Genomic DNA, 22,221 nt, shown 5'->3' on the forward strand with positions numbered 1-22,221 from the left:
CGTAAATAGTGATTTTGAATCAGGAGGAAATCATATGACATCACGACAGCCAACGTTGCGTTTGTCATCCGCCGGTCGACTGGCCGTTTCGCTTGCAATGACCCAGCTTTCTTCAATTGCCCTGGCTGACATTGTCGCCGAGCATAAAGGTGCGCAAAACATATACCGTAAAGGTAATGTTGAAATCGTGGACATTGCGGCACCGAATGAGCAGGGCATCTCTCATAACAAGTATGTCAAATATAACGTGGATCGTGCCGGCGCCGTTTTGAATAACGCATTACAGGGCGGCACTTCACAACTGGCGGGTGAGTTAAAGGCCAATGGCAACTTGAATGGGGCAGCGGCAAAGGTCATTCTGAACGAGGTCATCCGGCATAATCCCTCTCTGCTGCTGGGTAAACAGGAAGTGTTCGGGATAGTGGCCGATTACGTTCTTGCTAATCCTGACGGAATTACATGCCGGGGCTGCGGCTTTATCAATGTGCCGCGCGCCAGCCTGGTTGCCGGCAAGCCGGTGATTGAAAACGGCAACCTGGCCGGATACGATGTCACGACCGATAACAAGCTCGTCGTGCAGGGCAGTGTTGATCAGGCTAAAGTCCTGGATCTGATCGCCCCTGCCGTAGACTTGAACGGCGACGTTCAAGCCGACACTGCGGTCAATGTCATCATGGGACGTAACCAGGTCATGCGTGAGCGCGACGGTTCGATCAAGGCAGTCAATCCTGCCAAGCCGCAACATCACAGAACGCTGGACGGGCATTTGCTGGGTAGCATTCAGTCCGGCCGTATCCGCATTCATTCGACCGACTCAAGAGCGACTGTGGTTGCCGAAGGCTTAAAGATGAAGGCTGATCATGTCCAGCTGGATGCAGGCAAAGTAGATCTTCGTGGCAAGGCGGTGCGCCGGGAGGTCAGGCAGGAGTCGGTGGAAAACCTGGGTGACGGCGTTTTTGTCAAGCGCAATGCCTTTGACAAAAATGAAACGCTGCAAGGCACAGAAGTCAACGCCAAAAATGCCGTTTTCAACATCCAAAATAGGCTGAATGTGAGCGGCACCACGCTGGCAGTCGATGCGCTGGAGGTGAACGCGGGCAATGTGAATTTGGGCGCGCAGGTAACCAGTAACGAAAACTCGCGCAGCGATCGCAAATATAAGGGGCTCTGGTTCCATACCGATGCGCAAAAAAGCGTTCAGGAAACCGTCCATGGCACCCAGATCAAATCGGACACTGTCACTATTTCCAGTGCATCCGACATTACCGGTACAGCCCTCACTCTTGATGCACGCGGTGTCGCGTTAAAGGCAAAAGGCAAACTTGCACTGTCGGGTAAAAATCAGACAAAACTGACAGAAAAAACCGTGACTTTCCGCAATGAAATTGATCGCAACGCCAAGCGCGCCCGTGACCGTATCAAAAACGGCGATGCGCGCGATTTTGAAAGCGTACAGGATGATATTGCCTCGACCGTCAACGCAGAAAAACTGGTCATCAACACGGACAAAGATACGGTATTGAACGGAGTCAGGATTGTTGCCGATTCTGCGATGGTGGATGCCGGCGGCAAAATCGGACTGGGCGCCGAGCAAACCCGGCAGCAGCAGGCCAGAGACGACGTCACCAAATATTGGGCCGGTGCGGGCGGATCCAACAGTGCCGACAACAAGCGTGATGAAAAACGCATGGTGGGCTCTGATGTACACGCCAAACAACTGGTTGTTTTGCAGGCCAAAAAAGGCGTCGATATTGCGGGCAGCCGGGTTATCTCTGATAAAGGCGCCTATGTTTATACCGACCAGGGTCATCTGACGATAGACTCAGTGGTCAACCGGCTGGACGAGAGCAACTATCAACGGATTGGCAGCATATTTGACATTACCAAGGATAAAAGGCAGAGCCATCGCCGGCAGGACAGCAGCCAGGGCTCTACGCTGTTCTCAGAGTCCAATCTGAAGTTGCTGAGCAGGCAGGATATTGATGTCGTGGGCAGCCAGGTCAAAACCAATGGTTTGCTCGATATTGCCGCCAGCGGTAAAGTCAATGTTGCCGGCAGCAACGATAAAATCACCAGTTCAGAACACCACAAGGCCGTGGGTATCCACAGCAAGCTTGACAAGCTGAGCGTGAAGGACAAGGAAGTTGCCGGCCATATCGCAATTGTGATTAATGACAATAAAACCGTCAACGAGGCCGAACGCCATCACGCTGCCGAACTGACAGGCGGTCGCGGCGTCAGCATTCAGGGCAAGGATGTATCGGTGTCGGGAAGCACAATCGAGGCAGTGCGCGGCGACGTCAATATTGCGGCGGCCAAACTGAACACAGGCAGTCAGTCAGAGACGACGTCCGAGAATCGTATTGACACCACAACCAGCGTGACCCTGTCTGCAGGCGCCAACGGGAAAGGGGTTTCCCTTGGCCTGGCGGTCGATGCCAAACATCAGAACGACAAGGTCAATGATTCGATCGTCAAAGGCACGCAAATTATTGCTGCCGATCAGGTGAATCTCAAAGGCGATACTATCGTTCATCAAGGCACGCAGATCAGTGGCAAGGCCATCAATGAATCGGCCAAAAACATCTCGCACCAGACCGCCCATGGCGGTAAAACGGGCACAAGTATTGATGCCGTTGTACATGCGGGGATTGGCGTCAATGTCGGCTACGATAAGGCGCTGGCCGTTAATGTGGGTATTAATGGACAGGGTGGTCGCAAAGACAGCAAGGAGACGAAGGCCACGGGCACGCAATTGAATGCCCAGGTCATTAACGTTGCGGCCCATGACGGTCTTCGCGATGAAGGCACCCGTTATAACGGAAAAGACCAGGTCAACCTGAGCGCAGCCAATGTGGATCTGGCATCGGCCAGCAATGAAAAAGGTTTTGTCGACAACCGTGGCGCAGTCGGCCTGGGTGTGAACGTTTCGACCAAAGACTACAATACCGTCAATGTGTCTCTGAATGCGAACGCCAAGTTTCAGCATGAAAAAGAGATGGCTGGCACGGCAGTAAAAACGCAAATCAATAGTGGCAACGTTTCTGTTAATGCCATGCAGAACATCCATAGCCAGGCTGATATCCATGCTGCCGATGGTATCCATCTGGTCGCGGGCAAGGACGTGGTATTAAGCCAGGCCAACAACACGGAAACAAAACGTGGCGGCGGCTTTGATTTAAAAGTGGGCGTGGGCGCCTTTGTTGTCCCCGCCGCGGGAGCCGCGGTACCATCGCTCGATCTGGGGCTTGCTGTCAACGGCCATAGCGAGGGCCAAAAGACCGGGCAAGCTGCGCAGCTCAACGCCAAACAACTCAATATCAGCAGCCACGGCGCCAGCGTCATTCAAGGTACGCAGATTCAGGCCGATGCATTGAACGTCAAAGGCGAGCCTATCAAGCTGGCTGGTCTGACGGATGAACACCGCAAAGTGGGCGTTGATCTGGGCGCGACGATCGGGCTTGGCGCTGATGTAAGCAGTGTCAATCTGGGCACCCATCTGAATGTGCAACATGGCGACGCGCTTGTCTATCATGCAAGTAGCGTTCAAGCCGGTTCCGTCAATCTGAATGGCAACAAGGGGATTGACGTGGTTGCGACCCATTTGGCTGCCGGGCAACTTGAGGCAACAACGGACGGCAATATCAATGTTCAGGCAGGCCATAATCACGATAAGCACACCAGCGTGGGTGTAGCGCTTGGGTTATCAGGCGGCGTCAGCGATAAGGTCTGGTATCCGGCCCAGGGCAATGCCTCACTGGATATTGACGTCGCCCGCAATCAGTCAAATACCGCAGGCCATTCCACAGCCGAGGTCGCCACCATCAATGTCGGCAAGGATCTGACATTCAAGGGTGACAGCCTGACTGCCGGTTTAGCAACCGGTCACGTCACTGGCGATATCAGCACGCAGGGGACCCAGGCGACCACTCATGAAGGCAAATTGAATCTGCAGGCAGCCGGATCCGGCAAGTTCACACCATATGAGTTGGGTAACGTGCTTGAAGGCCTGAAACACGACTGGAACAATGGCACCATTGCCGGTGTAAGCGCCTCGATCAATGGAGATGGCAAGTATATCCATAAGATTGAGAATGAGCCGGCCAAAATCAGCCTGCACAGTGGCGAGTCCGCACTCAACGTTAATGGGCGTATCGTTGATGCACCTGAGCGTGCCCAAAAAAACCTGGCGGCCGGATTCGATTTTGATGTGGGTACCAATCTGAAGGAACGGCTTGAAAAAGGCCAGCCTTTGGCATCCGGGCATGGCTATTTCACCAACGATGAAAAATAGCATGCTGCCTCGCAAGGAAACCGCCTTGTCTTGAGGCTTGGTCCGTGGCAAGAGGGTTACCCGAGTGCGCGCCGCTGCCAGAATGACAGTAGGAACACCATGGGTAACTCTCTACAGAAGAAGAGGGCGGGGACTGCGATTAGTCGATGCGGCGTGTGGTTTGCGGATCGAACCAGTGCAGATGATGGCGGGCATCGGCTCCGGCATGAATAGTATCACCGATCTTGTTGTTAGAAGAGGCGGTGTCGTGTAGATCGCAGCGCACAACAACCAGCGTATCGCCAACGCGTCCGTGAATGAGTTTTTCCGATCCCAGAACTTCAATCATTTCAATTGTCATAGGGATGCCGGGCTGGCCAAGCTCGACATGCTCAGGGCGGAATCCGAGAATAATATCTTTATTGCGGGCACGCGCAGGCACTTGCGAAGCCGGGATGGCCATTGTCTGGCCAGCGCGGGTCACTATATCGCCGTCTGCCGTTACAGAGACTGGAATCAGATTCATGGGCGGAGAGCCGATGAATGCGGCAACAAACGTGGTGGCTGGTTTCTCGAAGACCTCGATCGGGGTGCCGATTTGTTCGGCCACGCCTTTATTCATCACAATCATGCGATCAGCCAGCGTCATGGCCTCAATCTGGTCATGCGTCACGTACAGGCTGGTGGTGCGCAGGCGCCGATGCAGCTTCTGGATCTCCAGGCGCATTTGCACCCGAAGTTTGGCGTCCAGGTTGGACAAGGGTTCGTCGAATAGAAACACTTTGGGCTCGCGCACAATAGCGCGACCCATGGCTACACGCTGGCGCTGTCCGCCCGAAAGCTGGCGCGGCCGGCGGTCAAGCAGGCTGCCCAGCTCCAGAATGCCCGCCGCTTGCTGAACCCGCTCGTCAATCTGGGCTTTGGTCATTTTGCGGATCTTCAGGCCATAGGCCATGTTCTCATAGACCGACATATGCGGGTATAGCGCATAGTTCTGAAAAACCATGGCGATATCGCGTTCTGCCGGTTCCAGGTCATTGACGACGTTGCCGTCAATGCGGATCTGGCCATCGGTTACCGACTCCAGTCCGGCGACCATGCGCATCAGCGTGGATTTGCCACAGCCGGACGGCCCGACGATGACAATGAACTCCCCGTCCTGCACCTGCAGATTCACGCCATGAATGACGGCCACATTGCCGGGGTAAGTTTTCCTGATATCGTTCAACTGCAGTGTTGACATGTTAATAATCCTTTATTTCTCGGTGTCCACGAGACCCTTGACAAACCATTTCTGCATGAGTACCACTACCAGTCCGGGTGGGATCATGGCGAGCAGGGCGGTCGCCATGACAATGTTCCAATCGGTCACGCTGTCGCCTCCGCCGATCATGGTGCGGATACCGACCACAATGGGGGTCATGTCATCTGTGGTTTTCATCACCAGAGGCCACAGGTATTGGTTCCAGCCATAGGTAAACTGAATCACGAACAGGGCGGCGATGCTGGTTTTTGACAAAGGCAGCAAGATATCACGGAAAAAACGCAAGGGGCCGGCGCCGTCAATGCGGGCCGCTTCAATCAGTTCATCGGGCACGGTCAGGAAAAACTGCCGGAATAAAAAGGTGGCGGTGGCCGAAGCAATCAGTGGCAGAGTCAGACCGGCATAGGTGTTGGTCAGGCCAAGGCCGGCGACCACTTCGAATGTGGGTGAGATACGCACCTCTACCGGCAGCATGAGCGTGATGAAGATCATCCAGAAACACAGCATGCGCAAGGGAAAGCGAAAATAAACTACGGCAAAGGCCGATAGCATGGAAATCGTGATTTTTCCTATGGCAATTGTCATGGCGGTGACGAAACTGACCCACAGCATATGCGCCACGCTAGTGGGTGCGGAACTGTCGCCAAACAGGGCTGTTGTATAGTTTTCAATGAACTGGCTGCCCGGCCAGAGCGACATGGGGGCATTGGCGACTTCCTGTGCCGTCTGGGTTGAGGCCACAATGGCGATGTACAGCGGAAAGGCAACGATCGCCAGTCCGACAATCAGAATCAGGTGGGCCAGCAAATCCAGTGCGGGGCGTCTTTCAATCATGATTTGATTCCTTAGTACTGGACTTTGCGATCAACATAGCGAAACTGGATGACTGTCAGTAAAATCACAATCATCATCAAAATGACCGACTGCGCGCCGGACGAGCCGTAATCGAACGACTTGAATGCCGTCTTGTAGACGTTGTAGACCAGGATATTGGTCGAAGTCCCGGGCCCGCCCTGCGTGGTCGTGTCAATAATCGCAAAAGTCTCGAAAAACGCGTAGACGATATTGATGACTAGCAAAAAGAATGTCGTGGGTGACAGCAGCGGAAAGACGATCGTGCGAAAGCGCCGAAACGGGCTGGCCCCATCAATGGCGGCCGCCTCCAGCAAAGAGGTAGGAATAGACTGCAGGCCGGCAAGAAAAAACAAAAAATTGTAGGAAATTTGCTTCCATACTGCGGCGATCACCACCAGCGTCATAGCGTCGGTTGAGTCCAGTCGTGGATTCCAGTTAATGCCAAGATTGGTCATATACACGGCCAGTGTACCCACGGCAGGCGAAAACAGAAATGCCCACAGGACCCCAACCACGGCAGGCGCAACAGCATACGGCCAGATCAGCAGGGTCTTGTAGGCGCTGGCCGCGCGTACCACGCGGTTGGCCATGAGCGCCAGCACCAAAGAGACGGTCAGGCCCACGACCGCCACCAGGCCGGAAAAAAGCAAAGTGACCCAGAACGACGAATAATACGTGCTGTTGTTAAACAGGCTGGTGTAGTTTTCCAAGCCGACAAACTGCTGGTCGCCGCCAAAAGCCGATTCAATAAAGAACGATTGCCAGATTGCCTGGCCGGCAGGCAAAAAGAAAAAGACAATCGTGACTAGTAACTGCGGTGCCAGCAAAAGATAAGGCAGCAGTTTATGGTTGAATACAACGCGTTTTTCCATAAGACAGTTCCGATGCCGTATCCCGGAAGGCCAAGACAACCCGGATGCGGCGGTAGACGCCACGGCAATGACATCAATTTGTGCCGGATGCGGGACTGATCAGTCAGAACCCGCCGCGCAAATGAGATTGCGTGGTTAAAACCAGCAGCGTTTCAAAATGAAAAACGATGACAGCACTAAAACGAAAACAGCGAGGGCAATGATGTTGCGCCCCCGCTGTTTTCATGGTTAAAGTCTTCTACTTGTTACCTTTTTCAAAACGTTCCAACAATGCATTGGCTCGTTCCTGCATATCGGCAGCACCGTTCTTGATGGACACTTTGCCACCAAACATTGATTCCATGACACCTTCCTCGATATCGCGGATTTGTGGCAGAAAGCCCAGGCGAACGCCGCGCGATTGCGCCGTTGTTTCCACATTCAACTGCTCGAATGGAACATCGGTGCCCGGGTTTTTCTCATAGTAACCCGACGCTTTGGTCGCTTCATAGGCCGCGCGAACCACGGGCACATACCCGGTGTCCTGGTGCCATTTGGCCGCAACATCAGGCTTGGTCAGATAATGGAAGAACGCGGTTATGCCCTTATAGATTTCGGGTGATTTTTTGGCGAAAACCCACAGCGAGGCGCCGCCGATCACGCTGTTCTGCGGCGCGCCCTCGACGTTGTCGTAGTACGGCAACTTGGATACGCCGAATTTGAATTTGCCGTTCTTCAGGATGTTGGCGCGGGTGCCACTGGAACCGGTGAACATGCCGCATTTGCCGGAAATGAACAGGGCGTTGGCCGCATCGCCGCGACCACCGTAGGTGAACGTGCCTTCCTTGGACATTTTGCTCAGGAATTCAAAATGCTTCAAAAATGGCTCGGACTGTAGATCAATGCGGGTGTCCAGGCCGCCAAAGCCGTTGTCCTTGGATGCGTAAGGAATGTTATGCAGGGCGGCGAAGTTCTCGATCAGCACCCAGGCTGGCCAGGACGTGGTGTAGCCACATTCGACGCCTGCCGCCTTGAGCTTTTTGGCAAACGCGTCAATATCCGCATAGGTTTTCGGACCCTGTTCCGGATCCAGTCCAGCTTTCTCAAACAGGTCTTTGTTATAGAACATGACCGGGGTCGAACTGTTAAAGGGCATGGAAACCAGTTTGCCACTGGTATCGGAATAATAACCAGCGATGCCGGGAACGAAAGCCTTGGGATCCAGCGGATTTCCCGCTTTTTCTGCCATGTCCTGCACCGGCTCGATGGCGCCCTTGGCGTACATCATGGTGGCGGTGCCCACCTCGAATACCTGGATGATATCCGGCGATTGGCCGGCGCGGTAAGCGGCAATGCCGGCATTCATGGACTCGCCGTAGTTGCCTTTATAAGTGGCTTTGATGACATAGTCATTCTGGGAGGCGTTAAAGTCTTTGGCGATTTCGCTGACCCGCTCGCCCAGCGGCCCTTCCATGGAATGCCAGAAAGTGATGTCTGTTGCGGCAAGGGCGCTGAAGCTGGCAAAAGACATGACGCCGGCCAGGGACAAGGTGCGGATCGTGAAGCGCATTGATGAATTCTCCGGAGGGGGAAGTCCCGGCGCAAACCAGGAACGTGATAAACGGCATTATAGTATGACTTGTTAGTGACAGAATAGTGACAATCCCTAATTCGCCCTGGCGGTACGCTATTGGCGCACAAGTCCAGTAAAATCATTCGTTTGCTTGAAATTTTGTCTGACATAGCGTATTTTCTGATGTGCGGTCGGGCATTAGCGGAGTACAATCCCTGACCATGAAAAATTCACTCACTATCGCTTTTATCGGTGGCGGCAATATGGCCGGCGCCATGTTGAGCGGCCTGTTGGGCAATTTGTGCCAACCGCAGGATATTCTTGTCGTCGATCCGAGCCAGGCCACGCGTTCAGCCTGGGAAGAAAAGGGCGTGCCTACAGCCGCCCAGGCTTGCGAGAAACTGAACCGCTATAAAGTCTGGATTTACGCAGTCAAGCCGCAGATAATGCAGCAGGCCATCGGTGCCTCACGTCAGTTTCTAAAGGATGACACGCTTGTGCTGAGTATCGCCGCAGGCCTGCCTTGTGCCTCGCTGTGCGAATGGCTCAACGGACCGAATCAATCGCAGGCCACTCGGCTGGTCCGTTGTATGCCGAACACACCTGCGCTTATTCGGCAAGGCATCACTGGCCTTTACGCCACGCCTGAGGTGCCGCAATCGGATCGTGATCTGGCACAGCAGGTGCTCAGTTCTGTTGGCCAGGCAGTCTGGGTCGAACACGAATCCCAGCTTGATGCTGTGACGGCGTTGTCGGGCAGCGGCCCAGCCTATGTCTTTCTTTTTATTGAATCGCTGATTGCCGGCGGCGTTAAGCTTGGCCTGAGCGAAGAACAGGCGCGACGCCTTGCCTTGGCCACGCTCAAGGGCGCAAGCCTGCTTGCAGCCGAGTCCGACGAGTCGCCGGCGCGGTTGCGCGAGAATGTGACATCGCCAGGCGGGACCACGGCCGCGGCCCTCAATCGGTTTGCCCAGGGCGATTTTGCAGGCCTGGTTCAGGCCGCCATGCAGGCAGCCAATGATCGTGCCGCCCAGATGGCGCAGGAGTCAGCCCCGGCCGCCAGCCAGGGACAGGACTCAGGAAACAAATAACATGAATACCGCTAGATTCGAAAAAATGACGATAAACCAGACTCTGCTGGCTGTGGCCATCATGGGCCTGATCATCGTCTCGTCCAATATTCTGGTGCAGCCGCAGTTTCATATCAATGCGTGGCTGACCTGGGGCGCTATTACCTATCCCATTTGCTTTCTGGTCACTGACCTGCTGAACCGGCGGTTTGGCCCGGCTCGCGCGCGCCGGGTCGTGTTTATCGGCTTTGTCTTTGCCGTCCTGGCCTCTTATATCCTGGCCGACGCCCGCATTGCTACGGCATCCGGTGCGGCTTTCCTGACGGCCCAGTTGCTCGATATCCTGGTGTTTGACCGGCTTCGCAATCAATCTTGGTGGAAAGCGCCATTTGTCGCGGGTTGGCTGGCCGCCATCATTGACACTTTCCTGTTCTTTGGCGTTGCCTTCGTCGGTACCGATGTCCCCTGGGTGACACTGGCTACCGGAGACGTCGGCGTCAAGCTGGCCATCAACGCCATGCTGCTGGCACCTTTCCGCATATTGATGTGGAACCTTGGCCGACCACGCAGTGTTCAGGCATGAAGCCCGAATCATCACCAGACAAGGGAGGTGCACAAGCGCGATAAACCAGTTAACAGTCGCGCCTGTTCCTTCAAACACGACGTAATCCAATAAGAGCATCGGCATCGCCATTTTATCCCGAACGGGTTTCCGAAGGGACGAGAAAACGGCACGGGGAGCGCATTATGCAGGAATTTTTACCTCAATTCATTCAACAACTGATCAATGGCATGTCGCTGGGCGCCATCTACGCCCTGATTGCTATCGGTTATACGATGGTCTACGGCATTATCGGCATGATCAATTTTGCCCACGGCGAAATCTACATGATCGGCGCATATGTCGGTCTCGTAACGCTGTCGGCCCTTGGCGTCAATCACGGGATTCCGATCCCGGTGGTCATCATTGCCATGTTGCTTATTTCAGCTGTGGTTACCGGATTCTACGGTTATGCCGTCGAGAAAATCGCCTACCGGCCGCTGCGCGGCAGCCCACGCCTGGTGGCGCTGATTTCCGCTATCGGTATGTCCATTTTCCTGCAGAACTGGGTAGCCATCGGGCAGGGTTCACGTGACATGGCTGTGCCAAACCTGCTATCGGGTTCGATTCACTTCAGTCTGGGCGGCGACTTTGCCATTACGCTGACGTATTCCCGACTGATGATCATGGGCGTGGTGTTTGCGCTGATGATCGCCCTGACATTTTTCATCCGGCATTCACGCATGGGCAGGGCATCGCGCGCCTGTTCCCAGGACATGCATATGGCAAGCCTGCTGGGCATTGATACCAACCGTGTTATCTCTTTTACTTTTATCCTGGGTGCGGTTCTTGCCGCGGTCGGTGGGGTGCTGATTGCGCTGACCATCGGCAAGCTCAATCCGTTCATCGGCTTTATCGCCGGCATCAAAGCGTTTACGGCGGCCGTGCTGGGCGGCATCGGCAGCGTGCCGGGCGCTATTTTAGGCGGCTTGTTGCTGGGCGTGGCCGAAACGATGGCCGCCGCTTATATTGGCTCGGCGTATAAGGATATTGTAGCGTTTGGTTTGCTGGTGCTTATCCTGTTGTTCCGGCCGACTGGCTTGCTGGGTAAACCGGAGGTGGAAAAAGTATGATGCGCAATTTGAAAAACGCGATTATTGCATCGCTGGTGTCGGGTATTCTGCTTACGCCGATTTTCGGAATGGGCCTGGTTCGTCAGGGCATTCACACCACTATTGTACCGGACTGGACCATTGTATTGATCGGCATGGCGATCGTGTTTGCCGTGCAGCTTGTCAAGCCGTTGATATTCAAGGGGAAAAAGACGCCGGCGGCGAAAAAACTGCGTTCGGACAAAGACGCGGTTTTGGGTCAAAAAACCATGTTCGCCCTTTTCGCCCTGATGCTGGTGATTGCCATTGTCTGGCCATTTTTCGGCGATCGTGGGCAAATTGATATTGCCACTCTGGTGCTCATCTATGTGATGCTGGGTTTGGGTCTGAATATTGTGGTCGGTTTTGCTGGCTTGCTCGACCTGGGCTTTGTCGGATTTTATGCGGTGGGCGCCTACACCTATGCGTTGCTCTACCATTTTGCCGGCTGGGGCTTTTGGGAGGCATTACCGCTTTCGGGATTTTTTGCTGCGCTTTTCGGTTTTGTCCTGGGGTTTCCCGTATTGCGTCTGCGTGGAGACTATCTGGCCATCGTGACGCTGGGCTTTGGTGAAATCATCCGCCTGCTGCTGACCAACCTGACCACCCTGACGGGCGGCCCCGATGGCATTTCAGGCATTCCCAAGCCTTCGGTCTTCGGGTATGAAATGGCTCGTCGTGCGCCGGAAGGCGAACAAACGTTTCATCAAATGATGGGTTGGAAGTTCCAGACCGTGGATGTGGTGATCTATCTTTACCTGATGGCCCTGGTGCTTGCGGTGATTACATTCATCATTTCCGCAAGGCTGATCCGCATGCCCGTTGGACGCGCGTGGGAAGCGTTGCGGGAAGACGAGATTGCCTGCCGTTCGCTGGGCATGAATCCGACGAAAATCAAACTGTCGGCTTTTACACTGGGCGCCATGTTTGCCGGTTTCGGAGGTGCGTTTTTTGCTGCGCGGCAGGGTCTGGTCAATCCCGAGTCGTTTACGTTCATTGAATCGGCACTCATTCTTTCCATCGTCGTACTGGGCGGGATGGGCTCGCAGATCGGCGTGATTCTGGCTGCCATTGCACTGACCGTACTGCCTGAGCTGGCTCGTCAGTTTGCCGAGTATCGGATGCTGATCTTTGGCCTGGTCATGGTGTTGATGATGATCTGGCGCCCGCAGGGCCTGTTGCCGGTTAAGCGTCCTCACGTGGAGATTGGAAAATGAGTACTGTTCTGCGTGTCGATTCTCTTAAAATGCGTTTTGGCGGTCTGCTGGCAGTCGATTCGGTCAGTTTGCAAGTGAACAAAAATGAAGTGTTTGCGATCATCGGGCCAAATGGTGCGGGCAAGACAACGGTATTTAACTGCATCAGCGGTTTTTACAAGCCCACAGAGGGCAATATCCAGTTGCATGGTAAAACGCTGACTGGCTTGCCAAGCCACAAAGTGGCCCAGCGGGGACTGGTTCGCACGTTCCAGAATGTCCGGTTATTCAAAACCCTGACGGCACTGGAAAATCTTCTGGTTGCCCAGCACACCCTGCACGAGTCCAGTTTTCTGGCCGGACTGCTCAATCTGCCGTCTTATCGCCGGGCTGAGCGCAAGACATTGGAAGCCGCGCTTTTCTGGCTGGACTTCATGGGTATCCGCCAGTATGCCAATCGTGAAGCCGGTACCTTGGCCTATGGCCATCAGCGCCGCCTGGAAATCGCTCGATGCATGATTACCAAGCCGACTCTATTGCTGCTGGATGAGCCGGCGGCGGGACTAAACCCACAGGAAAAGAAAGATCTGGCTGGCCTGATTCACCGCTTGCGACGCGAATTTGATTTGTCCGTGCTGTTGATCGAACACGATATGAGCTTGATTATGGGAATTTCCGACAGGATTCTGGTCATGGAGCACGGCAAGCCGATCGTGACGGGGGCGCCCGAGTTGGTACGCGCAGACCCGCGGGTTATCAAGGCGTACCTGGGAGAAGAATAATATGCTGAAACTGGACAATGTAAGTACACACTATGGCGCCATCCAGGCCCTCAATTCGGTATCGATTGAAGTGACGGAAGGGGAAATTGTCACGCTGATCGGCGCCAACGGCGCAGGTAAAACGACGTTGCTGATGACCGTTTGTGGCAACCCCAGAGCCTCATCGGGTACGATCCGTTTCCTGGACCAGGATATTACCAATGAGTCCACATCACAGATTATGCGTCGCGGTATTGCTGTATCGCCCGAAGGACGACGGGTTTTTCCCGACCTGACGGTGATGGATAATCTGAGAATGGGTGGCTTTTTCCTGCCGCGCGATCAGATCGAAGCGGGCATCGATCATGTATTTGACCTGTTTCCCCGATTAAAGGAGCGAGCATCACAGCGCTCGGGCACGATGTCTGGCGGCGAACAGCAGATGCTGGCCATTGGTCGCGCCCTGATGAGCAAGCCGCGCCTGTTGTTGCTGGACGAACCCACGCTGGGGCTTGCACCGCTGATTATTGCGCAGATTTTTGAAATTATTCAAACCATCCGCGATGAAGGCGTGACGGTGTTTCTGGTTGAGCAGAACGCCCATAAGGCATTGAAAGTAGCCGATCGCGGATACGTACTGGAAACCGGTAGCGTCGTGCTGGCAGATACCGGGGCCAATTTGCTGGTGAACGATGACGTTCGAAAAGCGTATCTTGGCCACTGACGAGCGAAGTCATTCGGGCGGTGAATTCGCATAATAAAAACGGTTTACAGTGCGTTTTTGTAGCCGCGCCAGTATTAAACAGACCTACCAAACAGACCTATCTCGCATCTATTTGGGAAGCCTATCTGCCAAGCCCATTTTCGGTCCGATCTGTCAGGCTCGTCAGCCAGTCAATATGTGCCGGTCTATCTTATCGCTCAGCGTCGTTTGTTGCCGATGTCGGTGCCGGTGCCGGCGCCGGCTCTGGCTCTGTCGCAGGGGCGGGCGCTGTAGGGAGCGTGGGTTCCTGAGTATCGGATTTTCCGGGCAGTGACAATGTAAGCAGGCCGGCCTTTTCTTTTGCACGCTGGTAGGCAGGGCGCAGGCGGATGGCTTCAAGAAACGCCTTGATATTGGTCAAATTGTCACTTACGAGGCCGCGTCCGTGCAGCACCTGTAGTGCGAATCCCATTTGAATATCGGCGGCGCTGAAATGACTGCCACAGAACCAGCCGGTATTGCCCAGTTCGGCATCCAGAAAATCCAGTTTGACATTCAGATCGGGCATAACAAAACCCTCGAGTGTCCCGTTAACGGTTTTTTTCACGATGGAGCGAGCAAAAAATGGTACGCGCGCATTGGCCATTTTGTTAAGCACCAGCGTGAGCAGGGCCGGGGGCATCAGGGAACCTTCAGCAAAGTGCATCCATTGAGAATAACGCAAATAATCTTCTGAGCAGATGGGCGGACGCAGCCCACGATTGTCGTAGCGATTAAGCAGATATTCGATAATGGCGCCCGATTCAATCAGGGTGAAGCCGTTGTCGCACAATATCGGCGCCTTGCCCAGTGCATGAACGGCTTTCAGGGAGCTTTGCGCCCGCATGGTTTCAGGATGACGCTCGTGACGCTCAATCTGGTAACTCAGCTCAAGTTCTTCCAGCAACCAGATAATGCGGAACGAACGCGAGGCTTCCAGATGATGTAGTGTGATCATAGCTTTCCCAGGTCAATGTGTTTACAAGTTTTGTCAGTTTACCAAAATGTGTGCTTTGTTGCCGGGGATCGTCTCTTGCAGTGGCTGGCAGCGTGTGTTTTCTTCAAGAATCACAATTGAAAAGGCCTGGTTGAAACAGACGGAAAATTGCACTTGGCAATGGATTGCACTTGGCATTGGATTACATTTTGCATTGCAAGCTTTTGGTCATCACGCCGCCGCTGCCTCTGACTGATAATGCGTTGATCCGATATGACGGCCAGCGGGAAAGGGTAAATTGATGACGGTGGATCGCCTGTCGCACGTGCTCCAGGTTGATAATGACCCACAGTAAAACGGAGGCGATCAAGGTCGGTGATGACAGTGTGCCGATCAGGATTGTGGTCAGGGTCGGTATTAACGGTTCGCTGATTGGAAGTGGTCAATGTCGATGATCACCGACAATAGATCGGAAGCGGTCACCGGTGTGACGATCCGGAAGTGGCTACAATTGTGATGACCCATAGTCGGCCGGGAGCACCCAAGGGCTCGTTGAAGGGAGCAGGGATTGGGGCGGTCAATGCCTTGCTGCCCCAAGTGTTTCGTGCGGGCGAGCACCATTGCGGCGACCGATATTGCCCCGGAGGCCAGACCCCGGGAGGTTGGCCGCATCGAACTAAAAGCTCGCTACTCAAACGCGTTCAGAGGAGGCTGCGGATTTTTTCGGTGAGCTGTTCCGGCGTTTCACTATCGGAGGCCAGATAGCGGGCGTGGCCATTCTTGTCGAATATATAAATGCCGCGACCATGCATCACTTCATAGGCCTGTGGATTGTCGGCGTCTTTGGGTTTGCTGATCTGGTAGGCGACACGATAGCGACGCGCCACCGAGGCGATTTGCTGCTCGGTACCGGTCAGTCCGATCGCGCCGTTATTGAAGGCGTTGACATAAGCTTGCAGCACTTCGGGTGTATCGCGATGAGGATCGACACTAATAAACAGGATCTGCGCTTCTGCGGCCTTGGGGCCCAATTGCTGCATGACGTCGGACAGTTGTGCCATGGTTGTCGGGCAGATGTCAGGGCAGCTGGCATAGCCGAAAAACAGCATCACGACTTTGCCTTTGACTGCTTCTGCGGTTAGCGTTTTCCCTTCACTGGCATTGAGAGAGAAAGCCAGGTCCGGCAGATGATTGGATATCGGATAGATTGTAGTCGGGCGCTGGGTTTGCGTGGCGCCGGGGACATCTGGAATGCCCTGGGCGGTGGCGCTGTGCAATACGAAGGGGCTGGCCAAAGCCAGCATCAGAGAAAGGCGGACACGCATGGTACTTCCATTAAAAGAGTCAGGCTGCCGCGTTAGCGGCAAGAGCGCTGTGGCGCAGTAAAACCATAGTCAGACTGTGGCGTTGGCCACAAGCTCCCTGTGACATAGTAAAGCCATAGTCAGGCCGTGGCATCGGCGACAAGCCCGCTGTGGCGTAGTAAAGCGTCGGGCGACGGCTCCCGTCCACGGAATGCAGCGAACGATTCTGCTGCGGGACGAGAACCACCCACGGCAAGGATCTGATCCTTGAACAGTTGACCGATTTGCGGATCCAAAGTTCCCCGTTCGCTGTCCGCGTGCTCTTCAAAAAGGCTATAAGCGTCGGCGGACAAGACTTCAGCCCATTTATAACTGTAATAGCCAGCGCCATAACCGCCGGCAAACAGATGCGAAAAGTTATGTGCAAAGCGATTCCAGGACGGCGGCATAATGACCGAGACTTCCTGCCGCACCTGATTGAGAATCTCCATCACGGCGCCGATGGTGGTGGGTTCTGCGCGTGTGTGAATCAGCATATCGAACAACGAAAATTCAATCTGGCGCACCATTTGCATGCCGCTTTGGAAATTTCTGGCTGACAGCAAGCGCTCGAACAAATCGCGATCCATTTGCTGACCCGTTTCCCAGTGAACTGCCATGCTGCGCATGACCGGCCACTCCCACACGAAATTTTCCATAAATTGCGAAGGCAGTTCAATGGCATCCCATTCAACGCTGGCAAAGGGTGAGGCTGCGGGCTCGTCCACTTTTGACAGCAGGGCATGCAGGGCGTGGCCGCTTTCATGAAACAGCGTAATCACGTCATCATGCGTAAGCAGGGCAGGCTTGCTGCCTTGCGGTCGTGAAAAATTGCAGTTGAGATACACGACGGGCATGATGCTGTGGGTGCTGGTCACATGTCGGCTTCGTTCGCTGTCGACCCAGGCGCCGCTTTGCTTGCCCTTGCGGGCGTATAGGTCGGTATACAGGTAGCCAATGACGCGCCCCTGTTCCTGCACTTCGAAAACACGGACATCGGCATGCCATACGGGCGCCTCAAACGGGATCAGGTCTATATTGAAAAGTGTCTTGATGACCCCGAACAGCCCGTTCATGACATTGGCTTCGCTCAGGTACTGTCGCACTTCTTCATCCGAGTAAGCATATTTGGCCTGGCGCAACTGTTCGGATACATAAGTGTAGTCCCAGGGTTGCAGCGTGTCCATGTCCAGTTCCCTGGCGGCGAACTCCCGCAAGATGGCCACGTCCTGCTGCGCAAACGGACGTGCCTTTGCCGCGAGATCTCGCAGGAACGCAATGACCTGTTCGGCCGACTGCGCCATGCGGGTTTGCAGGCGCATTTGCGCAAAGTTGTCAAAGTCAAGCAACTGCGCATCTTCGAGGCGCAAGTCGAGCAGCTTTTCAATGACCGACGAATTGTCGTATTCAGCCTGACCAAGATCAGAGGCCAGTGTGGCATAGCCGCGATAGAGGCTCTCGCGCAGGGTGGCATTTTTCGCATATTGCATGACAGGCAGATACGATGGCATTTTCAGTGTAAAACGCCATCCGGCAGGTGCGCCGGTGTGATCGGCGGTCTGGTCACCTTGCTGCTCGGCCGCTTCGAGTGCCCCCTGTGCCGCGGCTTCGCTAGCTGCCTGTGCTGCCGCGTCAATAACGTCTTGCGGCAAGCCTTCAAGCATGCTGGCGTCATCAACCCGATAGTGCCAGTTATCCATGGCGTCGAGCGCATTTTCGGAAAACTTCTGGGACGTTAACGCAATGTCTTCGCTCAATTGCGCGTAACGCTGCCTCTTTTCGCCTTCAAGCTCTACGCCGCTGAGCCGGAAGTCGCGCAGCGCAAGTTCGATAATGCGCTTGCGGGTGGGCGTGTAGCTGTCAAATTCAGTGCTTTGCGAGACAGCAAGATAGTGCTTGAACAAATCGCGGTTCAGGCCCACCCAGCTGGAAAACTCGGTGATGACAGGCAACATGGCATTGTAGGCGTCGCGCAATGCCGCGGTGTTGATGACCGAATTGAGGTGTCCCGCAGCCGACCAGGCGCGCCACAGCCGGCTTGACAGGGACTCCATAGGCTCGATGAAGTTGTCCCAGTCGGGCTCAATCGTATTGCTGACCAGGGCTTCAATACCCTGACGCGTTTCTGTCAGAAGCAATTCGATGGCGGGCGCGATATGTTCCGGCCGGATCGACCCATAATCGATCAGATCAGAGATGGGGGCAAGAAGTGGATTGCCGCTAGCGGCTACGGTCTGGACAACCTGAGTTTGGCTCATAGTGAATCTTTCTGTTGCTGATGCTGTTGTTCGGCTGCGTGCACGGTATTGAGCAGCAGCATAACAATTGTCATGGGACCAACGCCGCCGGGCACCGGTGTTATAGCAGAGGCTACCTCGCGGGCGGTTTCAAATTGCACATCGCCTTTCAGCTTGCCATCCTGTCCGCGGTTGATGCCGACATCAATGACCACTGCGCCCGGCTTGATCATATCGCCGGTGATCATGTCGGGTTTACCGGTAGCGACCACCAGGATATCGGCTCGTCGGGTTTGTGCTGCCAGATCCCGGGTTTTGGAATTGCATATGGTGACCGTTGCGCCGGCTTTCTGCAACAGCAGCGCCATGGGCTTGCCCACGATATTGCTGGCGCCAACAACGACTGCTTCCGCGCCGCGAATGTTGACCTGCTCGTCTTCAAGCATTTTCATAATGCCGTATGGCGTGCATGGAATAAACGTTGGTTTGCCGATCATCAGGGCGCCGGCGTTGCTGACATGAAATCCGTCCACATCCTTGGCCGGCGAAATCGCTTCGATGACAGTGTCGGCGTTAAAGTGCGGCGGCAGCGGCAACTGTACCAGAATGCCGTTGACCGAGGTATCGTTGTTGAGCGTGTTAATACGTGTCAGCAGCTCGGCTTCGGTCATCTGGGCCGGATAGGTCTCGACCGAAGAGGTCAGCCCAAGCTTGTTGAACGTGTTGGCCTTGTGGTTAACATACACCTGTGAGGCTGGGTCGTCGCCGACAAGAATAACGGTCAGCGAGGGGACAATGCCCTGTTCCTTAAGGCGGGCCAATTCGGGTGTCAGTTGCAGCTTGAGTTTTTCGGCTAGCTGTTTGCCATCAATAATACGTGCTGTCATGTTGTGTGTGCAATCCTACTTGACCAGCGCGACTTTCATTAAATCGGCGACTGTGGTCACTTCCAGTTTTTCCATAATATTGGCGCGATGCGCTTCGACGGTTTTGATACTGATGTTCAAATCGTCGGCAATCTGTTTATTCAGCCGGCCTGCGACAATGCGTTCGAGTACTTGTTGTTCGCGCGCGGTCAGGCGTCCGATGAGCTCTTCATGGTTCTTACGGGCCTGCTGCTCGGAGGCATTGTTGACAGCCTGCTCCAGCATACGCGCGATAATTTCGCGCAGATCCGCTTCATTGAATGGCTTTTCAAGAAAGTCGACTGCACCTTTTTTCATGGTGGAAACCGCCATGGGAACATCGCCATGGCCTGTAATGAAAACCACCGGAATGGTGGCCTTGCGTGCCACCAGGGTTTCCTGCAATTCCAGTCCGGACATGCCCGGCATACGCACATCAGCAATCAGTACGCTGATGACATTGGGATTGTAGTTTTCGAGGAATTTTTCGCCGCTGTCAAAGGCAACGACCTGGTAGCCGTTGGCTTCAAGGAGCCAGCGCAGCGAATCACGCACCGCTTCATCATCATCTACGATATATACAATGCTGCTTGGGTTATTCATACGGTTAATTCCTCTGTGATAGGTGTTTCATTGGGCTCTTGTGGAGCACAGGGCAGGGTGAAATGAAACAGGGTGCCTCCTTCCGGATTTGCCTGTGCCCAGAGTCTGCCATGATGTGATTCAATAATGGTTCGACATATATTGAGACCCATCCCCAACCCTTCCGATTTGGTACTGAAAAAAGGCTCGAACAAACGTTCGGGCTCCTGAATGCCATGGCCGCGATCGGTCACGACAAATTCGACAAGCTGGTTCTGCTGCTTGATCTCAACGGTAAGCAGATCATGCTCAGTGTGAGTCATTGCTTCCAGACCATTTTTGACCAGATTCAGCAGGACCTGCTCGATCAGAATCGGGTCTGCCAGTACATGGGGAATGTGGTCGGGAATGATGGCTTCGATCCGGATCTGACGCTTGCGCGCGTCGATCTCGGCAAAGTCCAGTGCGTGTTCGACAATCTCTTCTACCGGTACGCGTTGGCGACGCGGTTCACTGCGCTTGACGAATTCGCGGATGCGGCTGACGATTTTGCCGGCGCGCTCAGCCTGGTTGGCCGCTTTTTCCAGTGCGGAAAGCAGCGATTCGTCCGTGGCCCGTCCGGATTTGAGCATGGCCGCCGCCGCCATATTGTAGTTGGCGATCGCAGTTAGCGGCTGGTTCAGTTCGTGGGCAAGCGATGATGCCATTTCGCCCATGGTGGTCAGTCGGCTGGTGAGCTGGATTTTTTCCTGCTGGTTGCGTGATTCTTCTTCATGCTTGCGTCTTTCCGTAATGTCCCGTGCCACTTGCAGCCGCACGCGGCGACCGTCGGTCCACACCAGCATACGGTGCTGAACTTCAAACCAGCTATTGACGCTTGGGGCATACTGTTCAATAGAGTCTTCAGTAAAACGTCCGCGGCGACCTGCCAGCAACTCGGCGTGTCCCTGGGGCTGGGACCCGAACAGGCGACGATAAGTGCGGTTGGCAAATAGCAGCTCGCGTCCGTTCACGGTGTCTGCAACCACGGAAATAGCGTCATCCAGCCCTTCGAGCACCGTCATGAATCGCTCGTGGGCGGCCGCCAGGGCCTCGCGCACTCGCTTGGGCTCGGTAATATCGGTCATGGAAGTCATCCAGCCGATCTGCTCGCCATTTGGATCGCGCAGGGCAGAGACGTACATGCGGGAGGTAAATCGCGAGCCGTCGCGGCGCTGGGCTTCCACTTCCAGACCGGTGCTTGGCGTCTTGCCGGACATCAGGATATCCAGCGTGCGCTGGTGCTCGTCGTATCGGCCGGGTACCCAATAGGGAAAGGGCGTGCTTTTGCCCAGCAGGTCGGCTTCATTCCAGCCCATCATGCGGCAAAAGGCCGGGTTGACGTAAGCGATGCGACCCTGCATGTCCAGTACGCGCATGCCGGTGGACATGGAGTTTTCCATTGCGCGGCGAAAGCTGGTTTCGGCCTGCAGAGCTGCTTCAGCATGGGATCGGAAACGCGTATAGCGCCACAAAGCCAGCAGGCTGATCACAATGATGAGGGACAGGGCGATCACAAAAAACAGAAGCCGCTGCTGTCGGGTTTCTTCGTCCATGGTGATGAACATGACGCTTTGACTGTGCAAATGCTGCAGCCAGAAGAACCCGGCCATAACCAGCAGGTACAGCACGAGAACAAAAACGGGGGTGATCCAGTACAGGCCGCGTTTTCTGAATTTTGCGCTATCGTAAAAAGACGAGGTAAGCAAAGATTTGCTTGGTAATTCGGGCATGCTCATGATCACAGTTCATAACCTGTACATTTTAAAGGAGTTGAATGCAAAATCACAGCAACTGCGTAAATTTTGTCATTTAGTCATGTTGCGCTGCAATGTAAATTTCACATTATAAAATTAGATCTCATTATATAAAATATTTCTTGTCAGCGGTCGCCCCGTCTT

Annotated in this window: 17 protein-coding genes; 7 read left to right on the forward strand and 10 right to left on the reverse strand. The window is 54.5% G+C overall.

Going from position 1 to position 22,221, the window contains the following annotated elements; genetic code table 11:
• Window positions 1-34 precede the first annotated feature (34 nt).
• Window positions 35-4,294 carry a hemagglutinin repeat-containing protein gene (locus CAP48_RS10930; protein WP_100696387.1) on the forward strand — a complete coding sequence of 1,420 codons (4,260 nt, stop codon included), beginning with the start codon at window positions 35-37 and terminating at the stop codon, window positions 4,292-4,294.
• A 139-nt stretch (window positions 4,295-4,433) separates the two neighbouring features.
• Here the strand turns inward: CAP48_RS10930 and CAP48_RS10935 are convergent, their stop codons facing one another.
• From CAP48_RS10935 to ugpB, 4 genes are all read right to left on the reverse strand, one after another.
• Window positions 4,434-5,516 carry a sn-glycerol-3-phosphate import ATP-binding protein UgpC gene (locus tag CAP48_RS10935; RefSeq protein WP_100696389.1) on the reverse strand — a complete coding sequence of 361 codons (1,083 nt, stop codon included), beginning with the start codon at window positions 5,514-5,516 and terminating at the stop codon, window positions 4,434-4,436.
• A gap of 12 nt (window positions 5,517-5,528) precedes the next feature.
• Window positions 5,529-6,371, reverse strand: a complete 843-nt coding sequence (gene ugpE / locus CAP48_RS10940) for a sn-glycerol-3-phosphate ABC transporter permease UgpE (protein ID WP_100696391.1) — start codon at window positions 6,369-6,371, stop codon at window positions 5,529-5,531.
• Window positions 6,372-6,382: 11 nt separating this feature from the next.
• Window positions 6,383-7,264, reverse strand: coding sequence for a sn-glycerol-3-phosphate ABC transporter permease UgpA (ugpA, locus tag CAP48_RS10945; protein WP_100696393.1), 882 nt, complete (start codon window positions 7,262-7,264; stop codon window positions 6,383-6,385).
• Window positions 7,265-7,502: 238 nt separating this feature from the next.
• Window positions 7,503-8,813, reverse strand: a complete 1,311-nt coding sequence (gene ugpB / locus CAP48_RS10950) for a sn-glycerol-3-phosphate ABC transporter substrate-binding protein UgpB (RefSeq protein ID WP_100696395.1) — start codon at window positions 8,811-8,813, stop codon at window positions 7,503-7,505.
• 224 nt (window positions 8,814-9,037) lie between these two features.
• Here ugpB and proC point away from each other — a divergent pair, with 224 nt between their 5' ends.
• The 6 genes from proC (at window position 9,038) to CAP48_RS10980 (ending at window position 14,259) form a co-directional block, all read left to right on the forward strand.
• Window positions 9,038-9,907, forward strand: a complete 870-nt coding sequence (proC, locus tag CAP48_RS10955) for a pyrroline-5-carboxylate reductase (RefSeq protein WP_100696397.1) — start codon at window positions 9,038-9,040, stop codon at window positions 9,905-9,907.
• 1 nt (window position 9,908) lies between these two features.
• The gene (locus tag CAP48_RS10960; RefSeq protein WP_100696399.1) at window positions 9,909-10,469 is read left to right on the forward strand and encodes a queuosine precursor transporter; all 561 of its coding nucleotides are present in this window, start codon (window positions 9,909-9,911) and stop codon (window positions 10,467-10,469) included.
• 164 nt (window positions 10,470-10,633) lie between these two features.
• Window positions 10,634-11,560, forward strand: a complete 927-nt coding sequence (livH, locus tag CAP48_RS10965) for a high-affinity branched-chain amino acid ABC transporter permease LivH (RefSeq protein ID WP_100696401.1) — start codon at window positions 10,634-10,636, stop codon at window positions 11,558-11,560.
• Window positions 11,557-12,795, forward strand: coding sequence for a high-affinity branched-chain amino acid ABC transporter permease LivM (gene livM, locus CAP48_RS10970; protein WP_100696403.1), 1,239 nt, complete (start codon window positions 11,557-11,559; stop codon window positions 12,793-12,795). Before livH ends, livM begins: the two co-directional genes overlap by 4 nt.
• Entirely contained in the window at window positions 12,792-13,556 is a 765-nt protein-coding gene (gene livG, locus CAP48_RS10975) for a high-affinity branched-chain amino acid ABC transporter ATP-binding protein LivG (protein WP_100696405.1), read from the forward strand. Before livM ends, livG begins: the two co-directional genes overlap by 4 nt.
• A gap of 1 nt (window position 13,557) precedes the next feature.
• Entirely contained in the window at window positions 13,558-14,259 is a 702-nt protein-coding gene (locus tag CAP48_RS10980) for an ABC transporter ATP-binding protein (protein ID WP_100696407.1), read from the forward strand.
• A gap of 190 nt (window positions 14,260-14,449) precedes the next feature.
• On the opposite strand, the gene CAP48_RS10985 is transcribed toward CAP48_RS10980, so the two are convergent.
• The 6 genes from CAP48_RS10985 to CAP48_RS11010 all read right to left on the reverse strand — a co-directional run bounded on the left by CAP48_RS10985 (window position 14,450) and on the right by CAP48_RS11010 (window position 22,059).
• Window positions 14,450-15,235 (reverse strand): glutathione S-transferase family protein, encoded by a 786-nt coding sequence (locus CAP48_RS10985; RefSeq protein WP_100696409.1) that lies wholly within the window; start codon window positions 15,233-15,235, stop codon window positions 14,450-14,452.
• A gap of 680 nt (window positions 15,236-15,915) precedes the next feature.
• Complete coding sequence (locus tag CAP48_RS10990; protein WP_100696411.1) at window positions 15,916-16,539, reverse strand: SCO family protein; 624 nt, start codon at window positions 16,537-16,539, stop codon at window positions 15,916-15,918.
• A 119-nt stretch (window positions 16,540-16,658) separates the two neighbouring features.
• A complete protein-coding gene (locus CAP48_RS10995; RefSeq protein ID WP_100696413.1) occupies window positions 16,659-18,815 on the reverse strand; it encodes a M3 family metallopeptidase in 2,157 nt (718 codons plus the stop codon).
• Window positions 18,812-19,681: a bifunctional methylenetetrahydrofolate dehydrogenase/methenyltetrahydrofolate cyclohydrolase FolD gene (gene folD / locus CAP48_RS11000; RefSeq protein ID WP_100696415.1), complete on the reverse strand. Its 870-nt coding sequence runs from the start codon at window positions 19,679-19,681 to the stop codon at window positions 18,812-18,814. The genes CAP48_RS10995 and folD overlap by 4 nt, the downstream gene beginning before the upstream one ends.
• A gap of 15 nt (window positions 19,682-19,696) precedes the next feature.
• The gene (locus CAP48_RS11005; protein WP_100696417.1) at window positions 19,697-20,302 is read right to left on the reverse strand and encodes a response regulator transcription factor; all 606 of its coding nucleotides are present in this window, start codon (window positions 20,300-20,302) and stop codon (window positions 19,697-19,699) included.
• Entirely contained in the window at window positions 20,299-22,059 is a 1,761-nt protein-coding gene (locus CAP48_RS11010) for a PAS domain S-box protein (protein WP_369806338.1), read from the reverse strand. Before CAP48_RS11010 ends, CAP48_RS11005 begins: the two co-directional genes overlap by 4 nt.
• Between the last annotated feature and the right edge of the window lie 162 nt (window positions 22,060-22,221).

The sequence above is a fragment of the Advenella sp. S44 genome (assembly GCF_002810445.1).
Taxonomy (GTDB): Bacteria; Pseudomonadota; Gammaproteobacteria; order Burkholderiales; family Burkholderiaceae_B; genus Advenella.

Bases quoted from the DNA above. Each gene is read 5' to 3' on its own strand.
- CAP48_RS10930 (WP_100696387.1), top strand. From the start codon at position 35: ATGACATCACGACAGCCAACGTTGCGTTTGTCATCCGCCGGTCGACTG.
- CAP48_RS10935 (WP_100696389.1), bottom strand. From the start codon at position 5,516: ATGTCAACACTGCAGTTGAACGATATCAGGAAAACTTACCCCGGCAAT.
- ugpE (WP_100696391.1), bottom strand. From the start codon at position 6,371: ATGATTGAAAGACGCCCCGCACTGGATTTGCTGGCCCACCTGATTCTG.
- ugpA (WP_100696393.1), bottom strand. From the start codon at position 7,264: ATGGAAAAACGCGTTGTATTCAACCATAAACTGCTGCCTTATCTTTTG.
- ugpB (WP_100696395.1), bottom strand. From the start codon at position 8,813: ATGCGCTTCACGATCCGCACCTTGTCCCTGGCCGGCGTCATGTCTTTT.
- proC (WP_100696397.1), top strand. From the start codon at position 9,038: ATGAAAAATTCACTCACTATCGCTTTTATCGGTGGCGGCAATATGGCC.
- CAP48_RS10960 (WP_100696399.1), top strand. From the start codon at position 9,909: ATGAATACCGCTAGATTCGAAAAAATGACGATAAACCAGACTCTGCTG.
- livH (WP_100696401.1), top strand. From the start codon at position 10,634: ATGCAGGAATTTTTACCTCAATTCATTCAACAACTGATCAATGGCATG.
- livM (WP_100696403.1), top strand. From the start codon at position 11,557: ATGATGCGCAATTTGAAAAACGCGATTATTGCATCGCTGGTGTCGGGT.
- livG (WP_100696405.1), top strand. From the start codon at position 12,792: ATGAGTACTGTTCTGCGTGTCGATTCTCTTAAAATGCGTTTTGGCGGT.
- CAP48_RS10980 (WP_100696407.1), top strand. From the start codon at position 13,558: ATGCTGAAACTGGACAATGTAAGTACACACTATGGCGCCATCCAGGCC.
- CAP48_RS10985 (WP_100696409.1), bottom strand. From the start codon at position 15,235: ATGATCACACTACATCATCTGGAAGCCTCGCGTTCGTTCCGCATTATC.
- CAP48_RS10990 (WP_100696411.1), bottom strand. From the start codon at position 16,539: ATGCGTGTCCGCCTTTCTCTGATGCTGGCTTTGGCCAGCCCCTTCGTA.
- CAP48_RS10995 (WP_100696413.1), bottom strand. From the start codon at position 18,815: ATGAGCCAAACTCAGGTTGTCCAGACCGTAGCCGCTAGCGGCAATCCA.
- folD (WP_100696415.1), bottom strand. From the start codon at position 19,681: ATGACAGCACGTATTATTGATGGCAAACAGCTAGCCGAAAAACTCAAG.
- CAP48_RS11005 (WP_100696417.1), bottom strand. From the start codon at position 20,302: ATGAATAACCCAAGCAGCATTGTATATATCGTAGATGATGATGAAGCG.
- CAP48_RS11010 (WP_369806338.1), bottom strand. From the start codon at position 22,059: ATGAGCATGCCCGAATTACCAAGCAAATCTTTGCTTACCTCGTCTTTT.